This is a genomic window from Ignavibacteriota bacterium (assembly GCA_016707525.1).
In the GTDB taxonomy this organism is placed as follows: Bacteria; Bacteroidota; Ignavibacteria; order UBA10030; family UBA6906; genus JAGDMK01.
Window position 1 is genome coordinate 401,601 of record JADJHP010000004.1, and the last position, 19,955, is coordinate 421,555.

Sequence of the window (19,955 nt, forward strand, 5' to 3'; positions counted from 1 at the left end):
AAAGACATATCAGTGGCTCCCTTTTTCCAGCATGGAGAAGCTCACGCGGCGTGCAACGGACGCGAACATTTCGTCTCCATCCTCAAAGTCCTTTGTCGATTCGCCGACGAACAACGCCGGCCGTTCGTACACCAGGCTGGCGAGCGATGCCCGGTAGCGGATCTCGGGTGTGCTGCCCGCCACCACGAGCGAACTGATCTCTGCCTGAAGCCCCGGGAATGCCCGCTCCGGAACCATCAATTTCATCCAGGTCGCATGGGCAGAGCTGACCGGACGACGCCTTCTTTCTCGTTGCGGAGGCTCTCGATATACCGCCCGGCGACCGGGGCGAGATCCACGCTACGGTGACGCTGTGCATCAGAGAAATACCGGTCGTGCGCCACAGCCGATGTGCTGATCGCCGCCGCCAGAGTGAGCATCATGAGTGTCTTCATTGTCGTCTCCTTGTGTGTTGGTAAGTGATTGGTCACACAGAAGGATACGACCACCCCGTATCAAAGATGTCGCGGCATGGTAAACAATTGTCACGAAATGTCACAGCACCAGTTTGTACCCCGCCCCGTGCAGGGTCAGGATATGCTTCGGATGGCCCGGATCCGGCTCGAGTTTCTGCCGCAACCGGAGGATGAAATTATCCACGGTCCGCGTGCTGAGCGAATCATCGTACCCCCAGACCGTTGAAAGGAGCTGGTCCCGCGTGACCGTTTGCCCGTGGTGTTCCCACAGGTGTTTCAGCACATCGAACTCCTTGGGGGTCATCTCCACATCGGTCCCCTTCCGCATCGCGGTGTACCCGGTGAAGTCGACGGTCAGCAGGCCGATCGTCACCGTGGTCACGACCGCCCCCGCAGGCTGTCCGCGCCGGAGCACCGCTTTCACGCGCGCAAGAAGTTCCCGGAGGCTGAAGGGTTTCGTGATGTAGTCGTCGGCACCGAGTTCGAGTCCGAGAACGCGGTCGATCTCTTCCCCTTTTGCAGTGAGCATGATCACCGGCGTCTTCACTCCTGCGGCCCGCGCCTGCTTGAGCACATCGAAACCGGGGAGCGACGGCAGCATCACATCCAGGATCGTGAGGTCATACGTGCCGGACCGGAGTTCCTCGAGTCCTTCCCGCCCATCGCCTTCGATGGTGACGTCGTACCCTTCGATCTCGAGGTTATCGCGCAGCCCGTTCTGCATCGCGGGTTCATCTTCGATCACCAGTATCCTGGGCATACATTCTCTCCGTCAGAGCGCAGCCTTCATGCTGCCGCGCATCCTGATGTTCATTGATCACGATCCCATCGGACCTGCGCCATGGTCACGATGGTGTGGGCCCTGATGAACGCGGGAAGACAAGACGGAACGTGCTTCCCTTTCCCGGTTCGCTCTCCACATCCACGGATCCGTTGTGCGCGTTCATGATGTGTCGGACCAGCGAGAGCCCGAGCCCGCTGCCTTTGGTCTCATGCACCAGTCCCGCGGGCACACGGTAGAACACATCGAAGATCTTCTTCTGGTGTTCCAGAGCGATGCCGATCCCGTGGTCTTCGACCTCCAGAACGGCGGCATCCGGCCGCAGACGCGTCCGGATCGCGCAGTGTTTCGCCGTCCCACCGTACTTGATGGCATTGTCCACCAGATTGATGATGGCTTCGGTGATCGCATCCGGGTCCACCTGAACGAGCACCGGAGCGTCCGCAAGTTCAACCACGGGCTGAATGCCATGCTGCTCACAGTGCAGGCGGTACGTTTCCAGGACCCCACGGGCCAACTCCGTGAGGTCGGTCTCCTTCATCTTGTACGGCCGTTTCCCGGCTTCCATCCGCGAAAAGTTGAGGATGGTATTCACGAGATGACTCAAGCGGTCGGTCTCACGAAGGATCGTCTCGTAGTACTCCTGCTTCTTCCGTTCATCCTTCAACCGCCCCATTTCCAGGGTCTCGGCGTACATGCGGATGAGGGCAAGAGGTGTGCGGAGTTCATGGGAAACATTGGACACGAACGTCGATTTGAGCCGTGCGAATTCCATCTGTGCGCGGACGTTCCGGTAGATGAGGATCGCACCACCGAGGAGGATGAGGTCGAGCGCGACGATCAACAGGAGATTCCGTTTGAACCGGGTGCGCACGGCTTCTTCGACCGTCGCGCCCAGCAGACGGATGCCGATCTCATAACCGGGAAAGAGCCAGAGATCGCGCCTCTGGAACTGCGTTCCCGCGGGGACCGGCCCGGAGGCGATCACGGCAGTGTCCTGACCGCGGCGGTAGACGGCGACCAGGAATTCGCCGGATGCCACGTCCGCGATCTTCGGGCCGATCACGCGGTCAATGAAGCGGCGTTCCTGGAACACCAGACCGACGAATCCATCGCCACCGCTCGCCAGAGAACGCGCGAAGAGGATCATGATGCGGCCATCCCCCGTCCGCGCATTCGACAGGACGAACGGTTCAAGCTTGCGATAGTCCAGCCGCCGGAAACGCAGGAGAGCATCCAGGCGCGCGCGGGCGGTGTCCGTACGCGCAACGATCTCATCGTTGGACACGGGGGTCGCATCCCCCCCGGGCCCGAGGGTGTTCCGGACGTTCCGTGCGCTTGAATCCATTTCCACCACCGCATCCAGCGTTGGCGTGCGCTCGAGGAACCGTGTGATCCCGGAGTCGGGAAGGATCGCCGGAGAGCCGATGGACTGATCCAATTGGGTCGCCCAGGAAGAGCTCACATCCCAGGCGTGCTGGTTCAGAGAGAAGAGGATGGCATCCAATTGCCGCCGGTAGATCTCGCGCATGAGTTCCTCCCCTTCCGAGAGGGACGCGATCTCGAACGCGGAGTAGAAGATCAGCGGCAGGACGATCAGAAGGAGAAGAACAATGCCAAGGGTGCGCGCACTTCCTGTCGTGCCCGGCAACGAGCTCACGGTGGATACCCCGAGGTCAGCGGATCAGTGGGTTCTGGTTGGCTCAATCTACTGCCTGCCGCTGGCAAAAGCAATCACAGGACAGCTACCAGGCAATGCTCAGCCCGAGCGACGGGAAGATCGGGATGCCATTCACCGGCCGTTCCTGCAACCCGCCCTTGTCGTCGATGAAATAGCGGATCTGTTGCTGGTTCGACCGATTGTACACGTTCTGAATGTCCAGGTAGACCGACCATTGAAGCCCCCACCAATCCGGGTACGTGGTGATGCGCAGATCGAGCGCGTGGTACAGGTTGAGCCGACCGGTCAGGGTTTGGCGCTCGTAATCGACATCCAGGATCACCTTCCCCTGCGTATCCACCTGGACGACGGGGACATCGGCGCCGTTCACTTTCTGGATCACGACGCGGGGCTTCACCCCGAGGGCGCGTACGAACGGACGCCCCGACCGCAGCGTGAATCGTGCACCAACATCCCACGATGCAGCGAACCGGTAGTTCCCCACGATGTTCATCGCATGGCGCTGGTCGAAGAGGAATGGCGACACGATGCCGTCCCGCTCGCGTTCCGCCACGGACAGCGCATAGCTGATCCACCCCGTGAACACATCCTCGGGCGCGGAGCGGATCTTCTGCACCATCAACTCAAAGCCATACGAGTGGCCCGTCCCGTCGTTCACCGGCGTACTGGTCAGTGAATCGGACACCATACGCACGGGGGAGGTCCACCCCTCGCGGCGGAAGACGTCACTGCCCGTGCGCTGCACCAGCCACGTCGAGCCGGCGAGCTTCTGCGGTTCTATGATCTCGTCGAATGACTTGAAGTAGCCTTCGGCCTTGAACTGCCATTCGGCCGAAAGCATGCGGTCGTAGCCAAGGACATAATGATGAGCGTGCTCCGGCACCATGGCAGCGAGGGTCCCCTCGCTGAAGACGAACCGGTTCCGCATATCCTGCTTCTCCATGCCGGGCGATTGCGAGAAATGCCCGTAGGCCGCACGCAACGTGGAGATCTCATCCAGCTTGTACGAGATGTTCACGCGCGGGGAGAGCGCCACGCGTTCGCGCAGGGATGGATACACATCCAGGCGCAACCCCGGCTGGATGAACAGCCTGTCGCCGACCGCGATGCGGTCCTGCACATACACATTGTACCTGTTGTACCAGAGCGTCTCGGTGGCATCGGACGGCACCTGCAGGCCGCGCGACATCAGGAACTGCTTGAACGCCGGATCCAACTGAAAGAACCGTATGAAATCCGTCCGCAGCCGGTCGAACCCGAACCCCGCCTCCCACGCGTGTGCGCCCGCGGAATACTGGAACCGCTGTCCGATGGAAAATTTCTGATAGATGTAGTCGTAGTCAAGTCCGAAGGACATGAAGCGGATACCGAACGTATCGGCACGTGCAAGCTCGCCGCTGTTCTGCGAGGGGTCCACGAACGTCCCGGCGAATGATCCGGTCCCCTTGTTGCTGTACCATGACACGCGCGTCTGGGCGATGACTTCCTTCGCCGGATTGAACTGCCAGGCGAGGCCAACCAGCGTGTTGTTGGAGACATCGGTCATGTTCACGCTGTCCGGCCTGTCGCGTTCGCTCCCCGAGACCAGCTCCACGCCATCGCGCGAAGTGAAGACATTGAACAGCAATTTGTGCGTCCCGCCCAGCGGCATCACGATCTTCCCCTGCAGGTCGCGGAAGTTCGGCAGCGCCACATCGCCTTCCACCAGTTTGGCGGACTTGAGGACCGGGCCGAGGATGAGATCATAGTACGTCCGGCGTGCGGAGAACAGAAAGGAGCCGGGAGTACCGGGTATTCCGCCCTCGAGGATCACGTTCATATTCGTCAGGCTGGTATTCACCTTTCCGCCGAGGAGGACATCCGACCGCCCCTCGCGGTTCTTCACATCCAGGACAGCGGAGAGCCGGTCGCCGTACTGCGCACCGAAGCCTCCGGTCTGAAGGGTGATATCACTCACGGTCTCGGGATTGAACATCGACACGAACCCGTACAGCCGGTACGGGTTCAGCACTTCGAAGTCATCGATCAGGATCAGGTTCTGGTCGGGCCCCGAGCCGCGCACCACCAGCTGCGACGAAAAATCCGACACGCTCGTCACACCGGGAAGGGCCTGAAGTGAACGGAGGACGTCCTCGGCTGCGCCCGGAAGGATCTTGGATTCGCGTGGAGTGAGGGTGGTAACGCTCGGGCGGACATCCTCCGCGGACTGGCGTCGGCTGCCCGTGATGACGACGGGGTTCATCTCGATCGCAGCTTGCCGGAGAACGAGACGAACAACGGTAGTGTCGCCCGCGGTAACGCGGACCGTGGCCGGCTCCTTCTGATCGTAGCCGACCAGGCGGACGGCGAGAGCGTACTCGCCCGCGGGGACGCCGGCGATGAGGAATGCGCCCTGCGCATCGACAGCCGCGCCGAGTCGGGTATCCTGCACGATCACATTGGCGCCGGCAGCCGGGCCGTCGTTTTCGATGGTGACAGACCCGCGGATCACCCCCGGGCGGACCTGGGCAATGGCTGCGCTGACGAAAAGAAAGCTCAAAAGAAGAAAAGCACTGAATCGCATGAATAGACCCCGGATCGTATATAAAGAGAACAGAACGCGGCGATGAGTCAGTTCCGTAGCCCCCGTCTCATCCTGCTTCTCTTAAGACGTTCATTCCGGTGTGATGTTGTCGGCACGCCTCCGACGGGGTACAAGAGTTCCACATTTCGGTATTTTTCTCTATATTGAGTGGATTTCCCACCTGAAAGACCACGATGCTGACCGGCACATACGCTGCATTCCATCGGGCCATTGCCGGCCCGATACCTACTACGCGCATTTTCCATGATGAGTTGCGGACGTTGGCATACGGCACCGATGCCAGTTTCTACCGGCTGATCCCGAAATTGGTCATTACCGTGCAGAACGAGGCCGAGGTCATCACGGTGCTCGCCGAGGCGCGGCGGTTCCACCTGCCCGTCACGTTCCGTGCAGCGGGCACGAGCCTCTCGGGGCAGGCAGTCTCCGATTCCATCCTGCTCGTTCTCGGCGATGGCTGGAGCACATGGAAGATCAATGAAGGCGCAACGGAGATCAGGCTGCAGCCGGGGATCGTCGGATCGCATGCCAACATCTTCCTTGCACCCTACGGCAGGAAGATCGGCCCGGATCCGGCATCGATCAACTCCGCGAAGATCGGCGGCATTGCTGCGAACAATGCAAGCGGCATGTGCTGCGGGACGGCACAGAACAGCTACCGCACACTTGCCGGGATGAGGATCATCCTCGCCGATGGCAAGGTACTGGATACCGGATCGCAGGAGAGCCGTACCGCATTCCTCACCTCGCACACCCCGATGGTGGAGCGGATCTCGGCGCTCGCTGCGCGCGTGCACGCCCATGGGGTGCTCGCGGAACGCATCCGCCACAAATTCAAGATGAAGAACACCACCGGGTACAGCCTGAACGCCCTCGTGGACTTCACCGATCCGATCGACATCATCCAGCATCTCATGATCGGGTCCGAAGGAACGCTGGGGTTCATCGCCGAAGTGACGTACCACACCGTGCCGGAGCATCCGCACAAAGCCAGCGCGCTCCTGATCTTCCCCGACATCGCGACCGCATGTGAGGCCGTCACGGTGCTCAAAGAGACCACCGTGGATGCGGTCGAGTTGATGGACCGTGCATCGCTCCGCTCCGTGGAGAACAAAGCGGGCATGCCGCCGTACCTGAAGACGCTGGACGAGCAATGTGCCGCCTTGCTGGTCGAGACCCGCGCCCCGCAGGCAGGATCCCTTGCGTCGCAGATCGACAGCATCACCCGGGCGCTGGACCACCTGCCGAAGACACTCCCGGTCACATTCACCTCCGTGCCCGCGGAATTCAATCAGTTGTGGAACATCCGTAAGGGACTCTTCCCGTCGGTCGGCGCCATGCGTGCGACGGGGACCACGGTGATCATCGAGGATGTCGCGTTCCCGCTCCCCCGTCTTGCCGAGGCCACGCTGGACCTTCAGGCGTTGTTCCGCAAGCACGGGTACGACGAGGCGATCATCTTCGGGCACGCGCTCGAAGGGAATCTGCACTTCGTGTTCACCCAGGAATTCTCGACGGCATCCGAGGTGGCGCGGTACCGTGCGTTCATGGATGACATCACGACCATGGTCGTGAAGAAGTACGACGGCGCATTGAAGGCCGAGCATGGTACCGGCCGCAACATGGCTCCGTTCGTCGAGCTCGAATGGGGGGCCGACGCCTACGCGCTGATGAAGGAGATCAAGTCGATCTTCGACCCGGAAGGGCTCCTGAACCCCGGCGTGATCCTCAACCCCGATCCGCAGGCGCACATCAAGGACCTCAAGCCGATGCCTGCGGCCAACGAGATCATTGACAAATGCATCGAATGCGGATTCTGCGAGGTGCATTGCCCGTCCCGCACGCTCACCCTCACGCCACGGCAGCGCATCGTCGCCGTGCGCGAGTTGAGCCGGCTCCGCACCACGCGGGAGGACCCGAAGCGGCTGGCGACATTGCGCGAGGCATTCGCCTACGACGGCGATAGTACCTGCGCCACCGACGGCCTTTGCGCGACGAGTTGTCCGGTGGGCATCGACACAGGAAAGCTGGTGAAGGACCTCAGGGCGCACGGGCACACGCCGACAGCGGAGAGCATCGCAACGTTGCTGTCCAACAACATGGCCACGGTGACCATGGCCATGCGTGCCGGCCTCGGGCTCGTGAACGTTGCCCACAGTATCCTGGGAACCCCGGCGATGCAGTTCATTGCCGGCGCGCTCCGGCGGATCTCCGGCAACAGAATACCCTTGTGGAGCCCCTCCATGCCCCGGGGGGCTGATCCTGTGCCGGCGACGGTGGCGCGCGGCAACGAAGCTCCGGCGGTGGTCTACTTCCCGAGCTGCATCAACAGGTCCATGGGGCCGGCGAAGGGCGACGGCGATGATCGTTCGCTCACGGGCGTGGCGGTGGAACTTCTGCATCGTGCCGGGTTCGACGTCATCTATCCGGAGAAGATGGACACGCTGTGTTGCGGCATGCCGTTCGCGAGCAAGGGGTTCAAGGCGCAGGGCGATGCACGGGCACATGAACTCGAGGCGGCCTTGGTGAAGGCATCGCGCAACGGCACGCTGCCGGTCCTCGTCGACATGAGTCCGTGCCTGTATAGAATGAAGGAAGCGTTCACATCGTCGCTCCCGCTGCTCGATCCTGTGCAGTTCGTACTCGATCATGCGGCCCCGCGGCTCGCGTTCCACAGGCTTCCCATCACCGTTGCCGTACACACGACCTGCAGTGCAGAGAAGATGGGGCTGGCGGGTGGACTGAAGGCGGTCGCGGAGAAATGTGCAGAGCGCGTCATCGTGCCGCATGGAGTGGGATGTTGTGGTTGGGCGGGAGACCGCGGCTTCACGGTGCCGGAGTTGAACGCGGCGGCATTGTCGCGTTTGCGCGATGCGATCCCGGAAGGATGCGAAGGAGGATATTCCACCAGCCGGACGTGCGAGATAGGATTGTCCGAGCACAGCGGCATATCGTACCGGTCGATCCTGTATCTCGTGGAAAAAGCTACACGATCTTGAGCTGAGCGATACACATCATTGCAAAGCAATGACGTGCGTCACACCAGGGCGCAACTTTTGTTACCGATGTCTCCACATGCGGCAAGAAATCGGGGTATGTTCTATTGACATTCGCCCCATGCTGTAGGTATATTCAATCAATCCCCAGAGTCACGCTGACCACCGCACCACCGGCACCGGCAGCAATTCTTCGCAGCTACACCTGACACGCGTTCGCTCTTTTCCAAAGGCATTCCTGGCATTGATCTTAGAATCAGCGCACAACTGCGCGATGTTGTTGAATTGCACCCTAATACACCACCACAACCCGGAGACACCTCAATGAAGAAAATCGGTTTGCTACTTCTTGGTATTGCCCTGCTGAGCATGCCAGCGTTCGCGCAGTTCGCATTCGAGGAGGACTTTGACTACACAGCTGGCGATCTGCTCGGTAGCCATGGCTGGCTCATGACATCCACGCCAAGCGATGTCAATCCGTTCACGGTCGTAGCGCCGAGCCTGACGTTTACGGGCTATGGCCCGAGTGGCATCGGCAATGCCTGCGCAATCCTCACCACCGGCCAGGATCGCTACAAGGAATTCAACACGACGATCACCAGCGGCGATGTGTATCTGTGGGCCATGATCAATGTGTCTGCCGCCGCGCAGACTGGCGACTACTTCCTCGCCATGTCGCCAAACTCGCAAACAGCGATGACCTCCCGTACGTACATCAAGGCGTCAGGTTCCGGGTACGTACTCGGCCTCACCAAGTCATCCAGCACTCCAGAGTAGAGACGATTCAATAGGGCAGCACTGTCCTCTCGCTCAACACGACGTACGTTGTTGTGACAAAGTACTCATTCCAGTCGGGCACAGGCGATGACATTCTTTCGACGTATGTGTTCGCCGGTTCTCTGCTGCCCGGACGAACCCGGATCGCCGGGTCGGCCCCTACACCATCGCCACGAAGGGCGACGCCGTCGAATTGAAGAGCGTGACGCTCCGTCAGGGCAGCGCCAGCGCTGCGCCAACCCTCACCATTGATGGCCTCCGCGTCACCACCGCCTGGGAGATCCCGCTGCCCGTCCAGCTCGCCTCCTTCGCCGCGATCCGCGTGTCGGATGATGTGCAGCTCTCCTGGAGCACCATCAGCGAAGTGAACAACTTCGGCTTCTACGTCGAGCGCAAGCTGGATGGCACCTCGTCGTTCGTTGAGGTCCCGAATTCCTTCATCGCCGGCCATGCCACCACCCTCGAACCGCAGAGCTACAGCTTCACGGACAACACCGTGACGCCGGGCGTGTGGTACTATCGCCTGCGCCAGGTCGACCTCGACGGCAAGATCAACTACTCCGAGCCGGTGAAGGTCGAGTACGTCACGGCGGTCACCTCCGAGACCCCGGCCACTTATGGCCTGAGCCAGAACTACCCGAACCCCTTCAACCCGTCCACCGACATCCAGTTCTCGCTGGCCAAGGCCGGCACGGTGAGCCTGAAGGTCTATGACATGCTCGGCCGCGAGGTCGCCACGCTCGCCAACGGCGAATTTGTCGCCGGCGTGCACCATGTCATGTTCAACGCCATCAACCTCCCCAGCGGCGCGTACTTCTACGCCCTGAAGGCCGGCAACTTCTCTGCAATGAAGAGCATGATGCTGGTAAAGTAAGCAGCCCTTCCTGCGAAGGCTGACCGACGGGGTTCCGCGAGATGCGGAACCCCGTTTTTTATTTCGTACCTTTGAGCGTGAACTGAGTTCCAACCACGCGAGGCCACATGCCCCGGCTCTTCATCGCCATCGACACGCCCCCACCGGTACTCACGCCCATGATCGCCGCGCGGAACGAACTCCGCACGGTCCACGCAGATGTGAGGTGGGAGCCGGACGACAAGCTCCACTGCACACTGAAGTTCCTCGGCGACACACCGTCAGAGAAGGTCGCACCGATCACCGCTGCCCTGCACACTCACGCGCGCAACCCGGCCCGTTGCCATTGCGTATGGAGCGCTCGGGGTATTTCCGGAGCGCGGGGAGCCGCGTATCATCTGGGCGGGGATCCGGGACCGGGAAAAGGAGCTCGCCCGTCTGGCGGCAGCCATCGATGGCCTCACCGCGGGATTCGGATTCGAGAAGGAACGGCGGGCCTTCAGTCCGCATGTCACCCTCGGCAGGGTGAAGGGGACGCGCGGCATACGGGAGTTGATTGGCACTCTGGAAACCGTTACCTTTGACTGCCCGCCGGTTCAGATCCATGAAGTTCTGCTCGTCAGCAGTGAGCTCCGACCCAGCGGATCGGTGTATACCGTTGCCGCGCGTTGCATGCTCGGTACCGCCCCCTGAACCAGGCCGTCGTCCATCGGAAATTGCAGACCCAACAGGTATTACAAGTACACATGGGAGAGACACATGGCAGATGAGAGAGAAGCCAAAGCAGCGGCACTGAAGATCGCGATCGACCAGATCGAGAAGCAGCACGGCAAGGGTGCCGTGATGAAGCTCGGCGAAGGGCCCATCCTGAAGGTGGAGGTGATCTCCACCAGTTCCATCTCGCTCGATGCCGCACTCGGCATCGGCGGTATCCCCCGCGGCCGCGTGATCGAGGTCTTCGGCCCGGAATCCTCCGGCAAGACGACCCTCTGTCTCCATGTCATCGCCGAAGCCCAGCGTACGGGCGGGATCTGTGCGTTCGTGGATGCCGAGCATGCGCTCGACATGAACTACGCCAAGAAGCTGGGCGTGGATACGAACAACCTTCTCCTCTCGCAGCCGGAATTCGGTGAGCAGGCACTGGAGATCGTGGAGACCCTTGTGCGCAGCGGCGCGCTGGATGTGATCGTGATCGACTCCGTTGCGGCCCTGACCCCGCGCGCGGAGATCGAAGGCGAGATGGGCGACCCGAGCATGGGCGTGCAGGCCCGCCTGATGTCGCAGGCACTGCGCAAACTTACCTCGGCCATCAGCAAGTCCAAGACCTCCGTCATCTTCACCAATCAGCTCCGCATGAAGATCGGCGTGATGTTCGGCAATCCCGAGACCACCACCGGCGGCAACGCGCTCAAGTTCTACGCGACGGTCCGCCTGGACGTCCGCCGCATTGAGGCCATCAAGGATGGCACAAGCATCATCGGCAACCGGACCCGCGTGAAGGTGGTCAAGAACAAGGTCGCCCCGCCCTTCCGCGAAGCGCAGTTCGATATCCTCTATAATGAGGGGATCTCCCGTCTCGGCGATCTGGTGGACACGGCGGTGGAGCTGAACATTATCAACAAAGCAGGCTCCTGGTTCTCCTACAAGGAAGACCGGATCGGTCAGGGCCGCGATGCTGTGAAGAAGTATCTTCTGGAGAACGAGAAGATCACGCAGACCATCGACAGGGAGACGCGCGAGAAGCTCGGCCTGCCGGTCGGCGCCGCTCCCAAAGCCGCCCCGGATGCGAAACCGCAGCCGAAGGCGGATGCCGAAGTCAAGGCCGCTCCCGAGGCGAAGGTCGCCCCGAAGGTGGAACCGCCGAAGAAGAAGTAACCCCCGACTCCCGTGCGCATCACGCGGATCGAGACACAGCAGAAGCGGCGCGACAGGGTCAATGTGTATGCCGACGGCGAATTCGCCGTCGGCATCAGCAAAGAGACGTTGTTGCGTGCCGCGTTGAGGGTGGGCGACGAACTCACTCCCGAACGGCTGAGCGCACTCCAATCAGAAGAAGGATTGTTTCAGACCCGTGCAGCCGCCATGCGCCTCCTGGCGCGGCGGCCGCGGGCGGAACGCGAACTCCGGGACCGGCTCCGCGAGAAGGAATATGCGGATGCCGACATTGCGCGGGTGCTTGCCGGCCTGCGTACAGCCGGACTCGTGAACGATGCGGAATTCGCCCGCACCTACATCCGCAACACCCTCATCCTCCGCCCTCTCGGCGAGATCCAGCTCCGGCAGAAACTCCTGATCTTCGGCATTGAACGCGCCACGGTGGATGATGCCATCCGCGAAGAACTCGGCGCGGTGGATGTCGATGATATTGCCCTTGCCGTTACCCGGAAGTACCTCGCCCGCAGTGCCGGCCGCGGGAGCGCGGATGATCCCCGGAAGCGGCGCCGCCTCGCGGCCGCAATGCTCGCCCGCCGCGGGTATGCATGGACGATCATCACCCGCGTACTGAAGAAGCTCGACCTCCCCGAAGATGACGCTTAATGAAAAAGCCGGACGAACGTCCGGCTTTTTCATTAAGAATGAAGAACGAAGAATTCTTAGTTCTTAATTTCCCACCCGCGAGTACCTCTTCGCGATCTCGAAGTAGATCATGCTCGCCGCGCCCAGTTTCAGCATATCCCACCAGCTGAAGATCAGGAATCCTGCGGCAAACGCCGACGCGAAGTTCCGGATGTAGAAGGCATACAGATGGAGCGTGCCGGAGCTGAAGATCACGAGCAGGCCCGCGAACATCGACAGGACCGTCCATGGCAGCGAGCGGCGAAGCGTGACCAGGTAGCCGGCAACCGCGGCGGCGGCCGGGAATGCAAGGAGATAGCCTCCCGTCGGCCCGATCAAGTGCATGAATCCGAGGGCTCCGCCGGCATACACCGGAAGCCCGAGGGCACCGGCGCCGAGGTAGAGCAACTGGCTGAGAGCACCATTCCGGGGGCCCAAAAAGGCACCTGCCAGCAAGACCACCATGGTCTGCAGCGTGAACGGAACAGGCTGGTGGGGGATCTCAAACCGGGCACCGATCGCCGTAGCGACCGCAAAACCGGTGATCCAGAGGGTTTGAACGAGCAGCGACCGGTCTGCGATATTCCAGGGTCTGTCGAGGGTTCTGACGCCCGAGGTCATTGGCATCTCCGCGAAGTTGATGAACGAATCTCTTCAAGATAGCCAGAATCCACTCCAAAGTCAATTCCTACCGTTTTCGGGGACATTCGTCTTGCATAAGATTTGTCTTTTCTTTATCTTTGTAAGCTTACACAATCACGTGCCGAGCCCCATGCCCATTTTGAAGGTATTCGGGGGGCGTTCCAACCGACCCCTCGCCCAGAAGATCGCCGACTCCATCGGCGTGCCGCTGGGGGATTGCGAGATCAGGTCATTCAGTGATGGTGAATTGTGGGTGAAGTACGGTGAGAACATCCGCGGTGCGGATGTCTACATCGTGCAGTCCACGAATCCCCCCGCTGAGAACCTGATGGAGCTGTTGATCATGACCGATGCAGCCAAGCGGGCATCGGCACGCAAGGTCACGGTCGTCATCCCCTACTTCGGGTATGCACGTCAGGACCGAAAGGACCAGCCGCGGGTCTCCATCACGGCGAAACTGATCGCGAACCTCCTCACGGGAGCGGGAGCGGACAGGGTCATCACGATGGATCTCCACGCGCCGCAGTTGCAGGGCTTCTTCGATATCCCGGTGGACCACCTGTACAGTTCGGCGTTGCTGGTGAAATATTTCAAGACGAAGGACATCCCGAACCTCGCCATTGCGTCACCGGATGTCGGCGGGATGAAGATGGCGCGCGCGTATGCGAAGCGCCTGGAGGCGGACCTGGTCGTCATCGACAAACGCCGTCCGCGCCAGAATGTTGCCGAGGTGATGAACATCATCGGCGAAGTCGAGGGAAAGAACATCCTGATCGTGGACGACCTGGTCGACACGGCGGGCACCCTGGTCAATGCTGTGGAAGCCCTGCGGAACGCCGGCGCGGAGTCCGTGTATGCCGCCTGCACGCATGCCGTGCTTTCCGGCCAGGCGATCGAGAGGATCAACGCGTCGCGTCTCGTAACGCTGCTCGTGACCGACACGTTGCCGTTGATCGTCGAGTCACCGAAGATCGCGGTCGAGACGGTATCGACGATATTCGGCGAAGCCGTCCGCCGGTCGTTCAACCATGAGTCCATCAGTTCCCTGTTTGATGTCGACAAAAGTTAATTCAGCGCAGTGATGTAACGAGGAGAATCACACAATGTCAGAGTTCGTTGTCAACGCGGAAATCCGGACCAACACCAAGAGCCATGCGAAGTACGCGATGAAAGAGGGGAAGATCCCCGGCGTGTACTATGCGCGCGGCGAGGAGAACATCGTTCTCCAGATGCCGTCGAAGGTGCTTGACAAGCTGGTCTTCACGTCCGAGACCCACGTCATCGACCTCCGGTTCCCGGATGGCGCCGCCCGCAAGGCGATCCTGAAGGACGTGCAGTTCGATCCCATCAGCGACAAGCCGGTCCATTTCGACCTGCAGGGGCTGAAGGAGAACGAAAAGCTGTCCCTCGAGATCCCGGTCGTGCTTACCGGCGGCATTCCGAAGGGCGTGCGTGACGGCGGCATGATGCAGCACTTCATCCACAAGCTGAAGATCTCCTGTCTGCCGAAGGACATCCCGACGAAGATCGAGATCAATGTGGGTGCCATGGACATCAACGACTTCGTGCACGTGCGCGATCTGGATCTGCCGAACGTCACGATCATGGAAGCGCTCGAGACCGCGATCGTCGGCTGCATGCCGCCGAACGTGACCAAGGAAGCGGAACCGACCGCGGAAGAAGCCGCCGCAGCAACGGCAGCCGCAGCCGAGCCCGAAGTGGTCACCAAGGGCAAGAAGCCCGAGGATGGCGAAGGCGCCGCGGACGAGAAGAAGAAGTAGTCCGGATCGTAGCCCCTGCGCGGGGAGAACGTGGAACGACTGCTCGTGGTGGGACTCGGCAACCATGGCCGGGCCTACCGGAACACCAGGCACAATGTGGGGTTCATGGTTCTGGACGAACTCTGCAGGCGGTGGTCCTGTTCCCTGCGTGAAGGGCGTGGAGAGTATTTCCGTGCCGGATGCCGGCGCGGCGCAACGGATGTGGTGCTGATCGCTCCGACGACGTACATGAACAACAGCGGCGTCGCGGTCCGGGAAGTGGCAGAGGAGCTGACGCTCGGCCCGGAGCACATCCTGGTGATCGCGGATGATTTTGCCCTGCCGCTGGGTACGCTCCGCCTGCGCAAGAGCGGCAGCGACGGCGGGCACAACGGTATCGCCTCGGTCATATATCACCTGGGCGACAACGGGATCCCGCGTCTGCGGTGCGGGATCGGGACCACGGAGCCGTTCGCGGGTGAGGACCCGGCAACATTCGTCCTCTCCCCTTTCGCTCCGGAGGAAGAAAAGGCGGTTGCGGCCATGGTCGGCCGGGCCGCGGATGCTACAGAGTCTTTTGTTCACAGCGGGATAGACCGCACGATGACACAATACAACAGAACCACATAACTCACTTCAGAACCCCTCTACTCTCCGCCTGCCGCACGGCATGATGCGGAGGGTCGGGTTTCGGTATCCGTCCACAGGGAGGTACATTCATGAGCAGCACCAATCGTACGTACGAGACGACGTTCATCGTCAACGCCTCGCTCGACGACGCGCAGGTTGAAGCCGTCGTTGCACGCGTGCAGGAGACGATCACCAAGAACGGCGGAGCGATCAAGGCGGTCAATAAGTGGGGCCGCAAGCGTCTGGCGTATCCTATCAACAAGCGCACGAACGGGTTCTACGTGAACCTGGAGTTCGACGCGCCCGGCACGGTCCTCGCCCATCTCGAGCGCGCATACACGCTCGACGAGATGATCCTGAGGAACCTCACGCTGGTGCTCGAGAAGAAGGCCCTTGCCGCCCGTGCGGCCGCCCTCGCTGCAGCACCGGTCGTGGAGCCCGCCGCCGCACCGGTCGCAGCACCTGCACCTGCAGCTGCGCCGGCGAGCGGACGCGAACCGCTCTTCACCGAAGAGCCCAAGAACGCCTGACCCTGACGAACTGACCAAGGAGAATAACCAGTGTTCACACCACGCCGTCCCCGGCGCGACCGGGACAATCAGACGCCGCGCAAAAAGCGCACCTGCCGTTTCTGCGACGCGAAAGATATTTACATCGATTACAAGGACGAGAAGCGGCTCCAGCGCTTCGTCACCGAACAGGGAAAGATCATCCCCAAGCGCATCACCGGCACCTGCGCCAAGCACCAGCGCCAGCTCGTGAGCGCCATCAAGCGGGCACGCCATCTTGCCCTGCTCCCGTTCGTCTCTGACGCAATCCGCTGATCCCGTACTCGATAAAGGCACGACCATGAAAGTCATTCTGCGCAAGGAACACGAGAAACTCGGGTCGATCGGCACCCTCACGGAAGTGAAGGACGGTTACGCCCGGAATTACCTCATCCCCCGCGGCATCGCCTACCCGGCAACAGCGGGCAGCATGCACGCCCTGGAGGAGGAGAAGAAGCAGGCCGAGCGCCGCTCCGCCAAAGAGATGAAGGAGAGCGAAAAGCTCGCCGCCACTCTCGACAAGGTGTCCCTCACCATCAAGATGAAGGTCGGCGAAGACGAGAAACTCTTCGGCTCCGTCACCTCCCAGATGCTGGCAGACGCCATGAAGGAGCAGGGGCTCACGATCGACAAGCGCATCATCGATCTGGAAGAACCCATCAAAGCGCTCGGCATTTACACGGTGAACGTAAAGCTGCATGCAAATGTTGTAGGGAAGGTGAAGGTGTGGGTGGTCGCCGAGTAAGGCGCCACCCTTCTTTTCCACTATTCACAGTTCTTTTCTGCCGGGAGATGTATGGCCAAACAGCTCAAGACCCTTGAAGAAGTCACGATTCGCTTCGCCGGGGACTCCGGCGATGGCATGCAGCTGACGGGAACGCAGTTCACCAACACTGTGGCCGCCCTCGGTGCGGACCTGGCCACTTTCCCCGATTACCCCGCTGAGATCCGGGCTCCCGCTGGCACCAAATACGGTGTCAGCGGGTTCCAGATCAAGTTCGGCAGCACCGATATCCTCACGCCCGGCGACACCGCTGATGTGCTCGTCGCGATGAACCCCGCTGCTCTTGTCACCAATGTGAAGATCCTCCGCGATGGCGGCACGATCATCGTGAACGAGGATGCATTCAACGACAAGAACCTCAAGCTCGCCAACCTCAGCACGAATCCGCTCGAGGATGGCTCCCTGGCACGGTTCAACGTCCACCGCGTGGCGATCACCAAGATGACCGCCAACGCCCTGGCCGACATGAACATCTCCACGCGCATGGTCGACAAGACCAAGAATTTCTTCGCGCTCGGCCTGATGTACTGGATGTACAACCGGCCCATCGACGGCTCGGTGAAGTTCATCCAGGAGAAGTTCGGCAAGAAGGACGCCGAGATCGCGGAAGCCAACGTCCGTGTGCTGAAGGCCGGCTACAACTACGGCGATACCACCGAGGTCTTCACCACCCGCTACGATGTCAAAGCCGCCCACCTCCCTCCCGGCAAATACCGGAACATCATGGGGAACGTGGCCGCTGCACTCGGCCTCATCGCCGCGGCGAAGAAGGCGAACCTCGAACTCTTCCTGGGCAGCTATCCCATCACCCCGGCCAGCGACATCCTCCACGAGCTCGCGAAGTTCAAAGAGTTCGGCGTGAAGACGTTCCAGGCCGAGGACGAGATCGCGGCCATCACATCGGCCATCGGCGCGGCGTACGCCGGCGCTCTCGCGGCGACCACCACGAGCGGCCCCGGCCTCGCATTGAAGACCGAAGCGATGGGCCTGGCGGTGATCCTCGAGCTCCCGCTGGTCATCATCAACGTTCAGCGCGGCGGCCCGAGCACCGGGCTCCCGACCAAGACCGAGCAGGCGGACCTGCTCCAGGCGGTGGTCGGACGCAACGGCGAAGCGCCGATGTGCGTCATCTCGGCCTCGACGCCTGCCGACTGCTTCGAGGTGGCCTATGAAGCAGCCCGTATCGCGATCAAGTATATGACCCCGGTCATCGCCCTCACGGACGGTTACCTGGGCAACGGTGCAGAGCCGTGGCGCATCCCGAAGGTCAGCGAACTGAAAGAGATCCCGGTCACGTTCGCGAGCGACCCGAAGACGTTCCAGCCCTACTCCCGCGATCCGGAGACCCTTGCCCGTCCGTGGGCGATCCCCGGAACGCCCGGACTCGAGCATCGCATCGGCGGACTCGAGAAGGCGGACATCACCGGGAACATCTCCTACGATCCCGACAATCATCATGTGATGATCAAGAAGCGTGCGGCGAAGATCGACGGCATCGCGAATGACATCCCCGACCAGAAGGTCGAAGGCGAACCGCAGGGCGACCTGCTCGTGCTCGGCTGGGGCAGTACCTATGGCGCGATCAAGAGCGCCGTGGATGCTGCACGCGCCGAAGGCCTCAAGGTCTCCCAGGCCCACCTGCGCTACATCCATCCGTTCCCGAAGAACCTGGGTGAGGTCCTCGGGCGGTTCAAGCATGTCCTCATCCCTGAGATCAACAATGGCCAACTGATCACGCTGATCCGGGCGAAGTACCTCATCCCGGCCATCGGTTTCAATATGATCAAGGGGCTGCCTTTGCGTGCGGAAGAGATCGAGAACACGATCGAAGAAATTCTCGGAGGGAAGACCAATGGCTGAGACGACGGCGACAGCAAAAATGACGATCAAGGATTTCCAATCGGACCAGGATGTGCGCTGGTGCCCGGGCTGCGGGGACTATTCGATCCTCGCTCAGGTGCAGCGCGTGTTCCCCGAATTCAACCATCCGAAAGAGAACTTCGTTGCCATCTCCGGCATCGGGTGCTCGAGCCGGTTCCCGTACTACATGGACATCTACGGGCTCCACGGCATCCACGGACGCGCACCGGCCATCGCCTCGGGCGTGAAGCTCGCGAACCCGAAGCTGGATGTGTGGGTCGCCACGGGTGACGGTGACGGACTGAGCATCGGCGGCAACCACATGATCCACATGCTCCGCAGGAACATCGGGATCAAGGTCCTCCTGTTCAACAACCAGATCTACGGCCTCACCAAAGGGCAGTTCTCCCCGACGTCGCAGATGGGACAGGTCACCAAGTCGACCCCTATGGGCGTGATCGATCCCCCGTTCATCCCGGTCTCCCTTGCGCTCGGTGCCGGTGCGACGCTCGTGGCCCGCACGATGGACCGCGATCCGAAACACCTGCAGGAGATGGTCCGGCGCGCCGAGAACCATCAGGGCTCGTCGTTCATCGAGATCTATCAGAATTGCAGCGTGTTCAACGATGGCGCCTTCTTCCAATTCACGGAAAAGGAGACCCGCGATGACCACGTGGTGTACCTCGAGCATGGCAAACCGCTCGTGTTCGGCAAGAGCAAGGAAAAGGGCGTTCGCCTGAACGGATTCACCCCCGAGGTCGTCTCGGTCACGGACGGCACGTACTCGGTGAACGACCTTCTCGTGCACAACGAGAAGGACGGCACCCTGGCCTTCATCCTGGCGAACATGATCCACGATCCGGAACTTCCCCGCCCGATGGGCGTGTTCACAGCACTGGAGAGGCCGACCTACGAAAGCATGATGGTCCAGCAGATCGCCAAAGCAAAGAGTAAGCGCGGCGAAGGCGACCTGCAGAAACTGCTCGAAGGCGATGAGACCTGGGTCATTCAGTGACCGCAGCGGTCCGAACACATCAGAAAGGGAGGCGCT

At 61.2% G+C, this 19,955-nt stretch carries 20 protein-coding genes; 14 read left to right on the forward strand and 6 right to left on the reverse strand.

Annotated features, from left to right (window positions below):
• Positions 1 to 9: 9 nt before the first annotated feature.
• The 5 genes from IPI01_09595 to IPI01_09615 form a co-directional block, all read right to left on the reverse strand.
• The gene (locus IPI01_09595) at positions 10 to 246 is read right to left on the reverse strand and encodes a hypothetical protein (GenBank protein ID MBK7258037.1); all 237 of its coding nucleotides are present in this window, start codon (positions 244 to 246) and stop codon (positions 10 to 12) included.
• A complete protein-coding gene (locus IPI01_09600; protein MBK7258038.1) occupies positions 243 to 434 on the reverse strand; it encodes a hypothetical protein in 192 nt (63 codons plus the stop codon). Before IPI01_09600 ends, IPI01_09595 begins: the two co-directional genes overlap by 4 nt.
• A gap of 100 nt (positions 435 to 534) precedes the next feature.
• Entirely contained in the window at positions 535 to 1,215 is a 681-nt protein-coding gene (locus tag IPI01_09605) for a response regulator transcription factor (GenBank protein ID MBK7258039.1), read from the reverse strand.
• Between the two features lie 85 nt (positions 1,216 to 1,300).
• Positions 1,301 to 2,896 carry a hypothetical protein gene (locus IPI01_09610; protein ID MBK7258040.1) on the reverse strand — a complete coding sequence of 532 codons (1,596 nt, stop codon included), beginning with the start codon at positions 2,894 to 2,896 and terminating at the stop codon, positions 1,301 to 1,303.
• Between the two features lie 85 nt (positions 2,897 to 2,981).
• Positions 2,982 to 5,480 carry a TonB-dependent receptor gene (locus IPI01_09615; protein MBK7258041.1) on the reverse strand — a complete coding sequence of 833 codons (2,499 nt, stop codon included), beginning with the start codon at positions 5,478 to 5,480 and terminating at the stop codon, positions 2,982 to 2,984.
• Between the two features lie 194 nt (positions 5,481 to 5,674).
• On the opposite strand from IPI01_09615, the gene IPI01_09620 reads away from it, so the two are divergent.
• The 6 genes from IPI01_09620 (at position 5,675) to IPI01_09645 (ending at position 12,662) form a co-directional block, all read left to right on the forward strand.
• Complete coding sequence (locus tag IPI01_09620; protein ID MBK7258042.1) at positions 5,675 to 8,497, forward strand: FAD-binding oxidoreductase; 2,823 nt, start codon at positions 5,675 to 5,677, stop codon at positions 8,495 to 8,497.
• Positions 8,498 to 8,818: 321 nt separating this feature from the next.
• Positions 8,819 to 9,271: a hypothetical protein gene (locus IPI01_09625; GenBank protein ID MBK7258043.1), complete on the forward strand. Its 453-nt coding sequence runs from the start codon at positions 8,819 to 8,821 to the stop codon at positions 9,269 to 9,271.
• 247 nt (positions 9,272 to 9,518) lie between these two features.
• On the forward strand, positions 9,519 to 10,145 hold the full coding sequence (locus IPI01_09630) for a T9SS type A sorting domain-containing protein (protein ID MBK7258044.1): 627 nt from the start codon (positions 9,519 to 9,521) through the stop codon (positions 10,143 to 10,145).
• A gap of 107 nt (positions 10,146 to 10,252) precedes the next feature.
• Positions 10,253 to 10,708, forward strand: a complete 456-nt coding sequence (locus IPI01_09635; protein ID MBK7258045.1) for a hypothetical protein — start codon at positions 10,253 to 10,255, stop codon at positions 10,706 to 10,708.
• Positions 10,709 to 10,883: 175 nt separating this feature from the next.
• Positions 10,884 to 11,999: a recombinase RecA gene (gene recA / locus IPI01_09640; GenBank protein ID MBK7258046.1), complete on the forward strand. Its 1,116-nt coding sequence runs from the start codon at positions 10,884 to 10,886 to the stop codon at positions 11,997 to 11,999.
• 12 nt (positions 12,000 to 12,011) lie between these two features.
• Positions 12,012 to 12,662 carry a RecX family transcriptional regulator gene (locus IPI01_09645; protein MBK7258047.1) on the forward strand — a complete coding sequence of 217 codons (651 nt, stop codon included), beginning with the start codon at positions 12,012 to 12,014 and terminating at the stop codon, positions 12,660 to 12,662.
• 63 nt (positions 12,663 to 12,725) lie between these two features.
• On the opposite strand, the gene IPI01_09650 is transcribed toward IPI01_09645, so the two are convergent.
• Entirely contained in the window at positions 12,726 to 13,301 is a 576-nt protein-coding gene (locus IPI01_09650; protein MBK7258048.1) for a biotin transporter BioY, read from the reverse strand.
• Positions 13,302 to 13,452: 151 nt separating this feature from the next.
• On the opposite strand from IPI01_09650, the gene IPI01_09655 reads away from it, so the two are divergent.
• The 8 genes from IPI01_09655 to IPI01_09690 all read left to right on the forward strand — a co-directional run bounded on the left by IPI01_09655 (position 13,453) and on the right by IPI01_09690 (position 19,919).
• Positions 13,453 to 14,391, forward strand: a complete 939-nt coding sequence (locus tag IPI01_09655) for a ribose-phosphate pyrophosphokinase (protein ID MBK7258049.1) — start codon at positions 13,453 to 13,455, stop codon at positions 14,389 to 14,391.
• 34 nt (positions 14,392 to 14,425) lie between these two features.
• On the forward strand, positions 14,426 to 15,103 hold the full coding sequence (locus tag IPI01_09660; GenBank protein ID MBK7258050.1) for a 50S ribosomal protein L25: 678 nt from the start codon (positions 14,426 to 14,428) through the stop codon (positions 15,101 to 15,103).
• 30 nt (positions 15,104 to 15,133) lie between these two features.
• Positions 15,134 to 15,712, forward strand: a complete 579-nt coding sequence (locus IPI01_09665; GenBank protein MBK7258051.1) for an aminoacyl-tRNA hydrolase — start codon at positions 15,134 to 15,136, stop codon at positions 15,710 to 15,712.
• Between the two features lie 89 nt (positions 15,713 to 15,801).
• Complete coding sequence (gene rpsF / locus IPI01_09670) at positions 15,802 to 16,242, forward strand: 30S ribosomal protein S6 (GenBank protein ID MBK7258052.1); 441 nt, start codon at positions 15,802 to 15,804, stop codon at positions 16,240 to 16,242.
• Between the two features lie 30 nt (positions 16,243 to 16,272).
• Complete coding sequence (locus IPI01_09675; protein MBK7258053.1) at positions 16,273 to 16,536, forward strand: 30S ribosomal protein S18; 264 nt, start codon at positions 16,273 to 16,275, stop codon at positions 16,534 to 16,536.
• A 25-nt stretch (positions 16,537 to 16,561) separates the two neighbouring features.
• Positions 16,562 to 17,005, forward strand: coding sequence for a 50S ribosomal protein L9 (locus IPI01_09680; protein MBK7258054.1), 444 nt, complete (start codon positions 16,562 to 16,564; stop codon positions 17,003 to 17,005).
• A 51-nt stretch (positions 17,006 to 17,056) separates the two neighbouring features.
• Positions 17,057 to 18,904, forward strand: coding sequence for a 2-oxoacid:acceptor oxidoreductase subunit alpha (locus IPI01_09685; protein ID MBK7258055.1), 1,848 nt, complete (start codon positions 17,057 to 17,059; stop codon positions 18,902 to 18,904).
• Complete coding sequence (locus tag IPI01_09690; GenBank protein MBK7258056.1) at positions 18,897 to 19,919, forward strand: 2-oxoacid:ferredoxin oxidoreductase subunit beta; 1,023 nt, start codon at positions 18,897 to 18,899, stop codon at positions 19,917 to 19,919. The genes IPI01_09685 and IPI01_09690 overlap by 8 nt, the downstream gene beginning before the upstream one ends.
• Positions 19,920 to 19,955 lie beyond the last annotated feature (36 nt).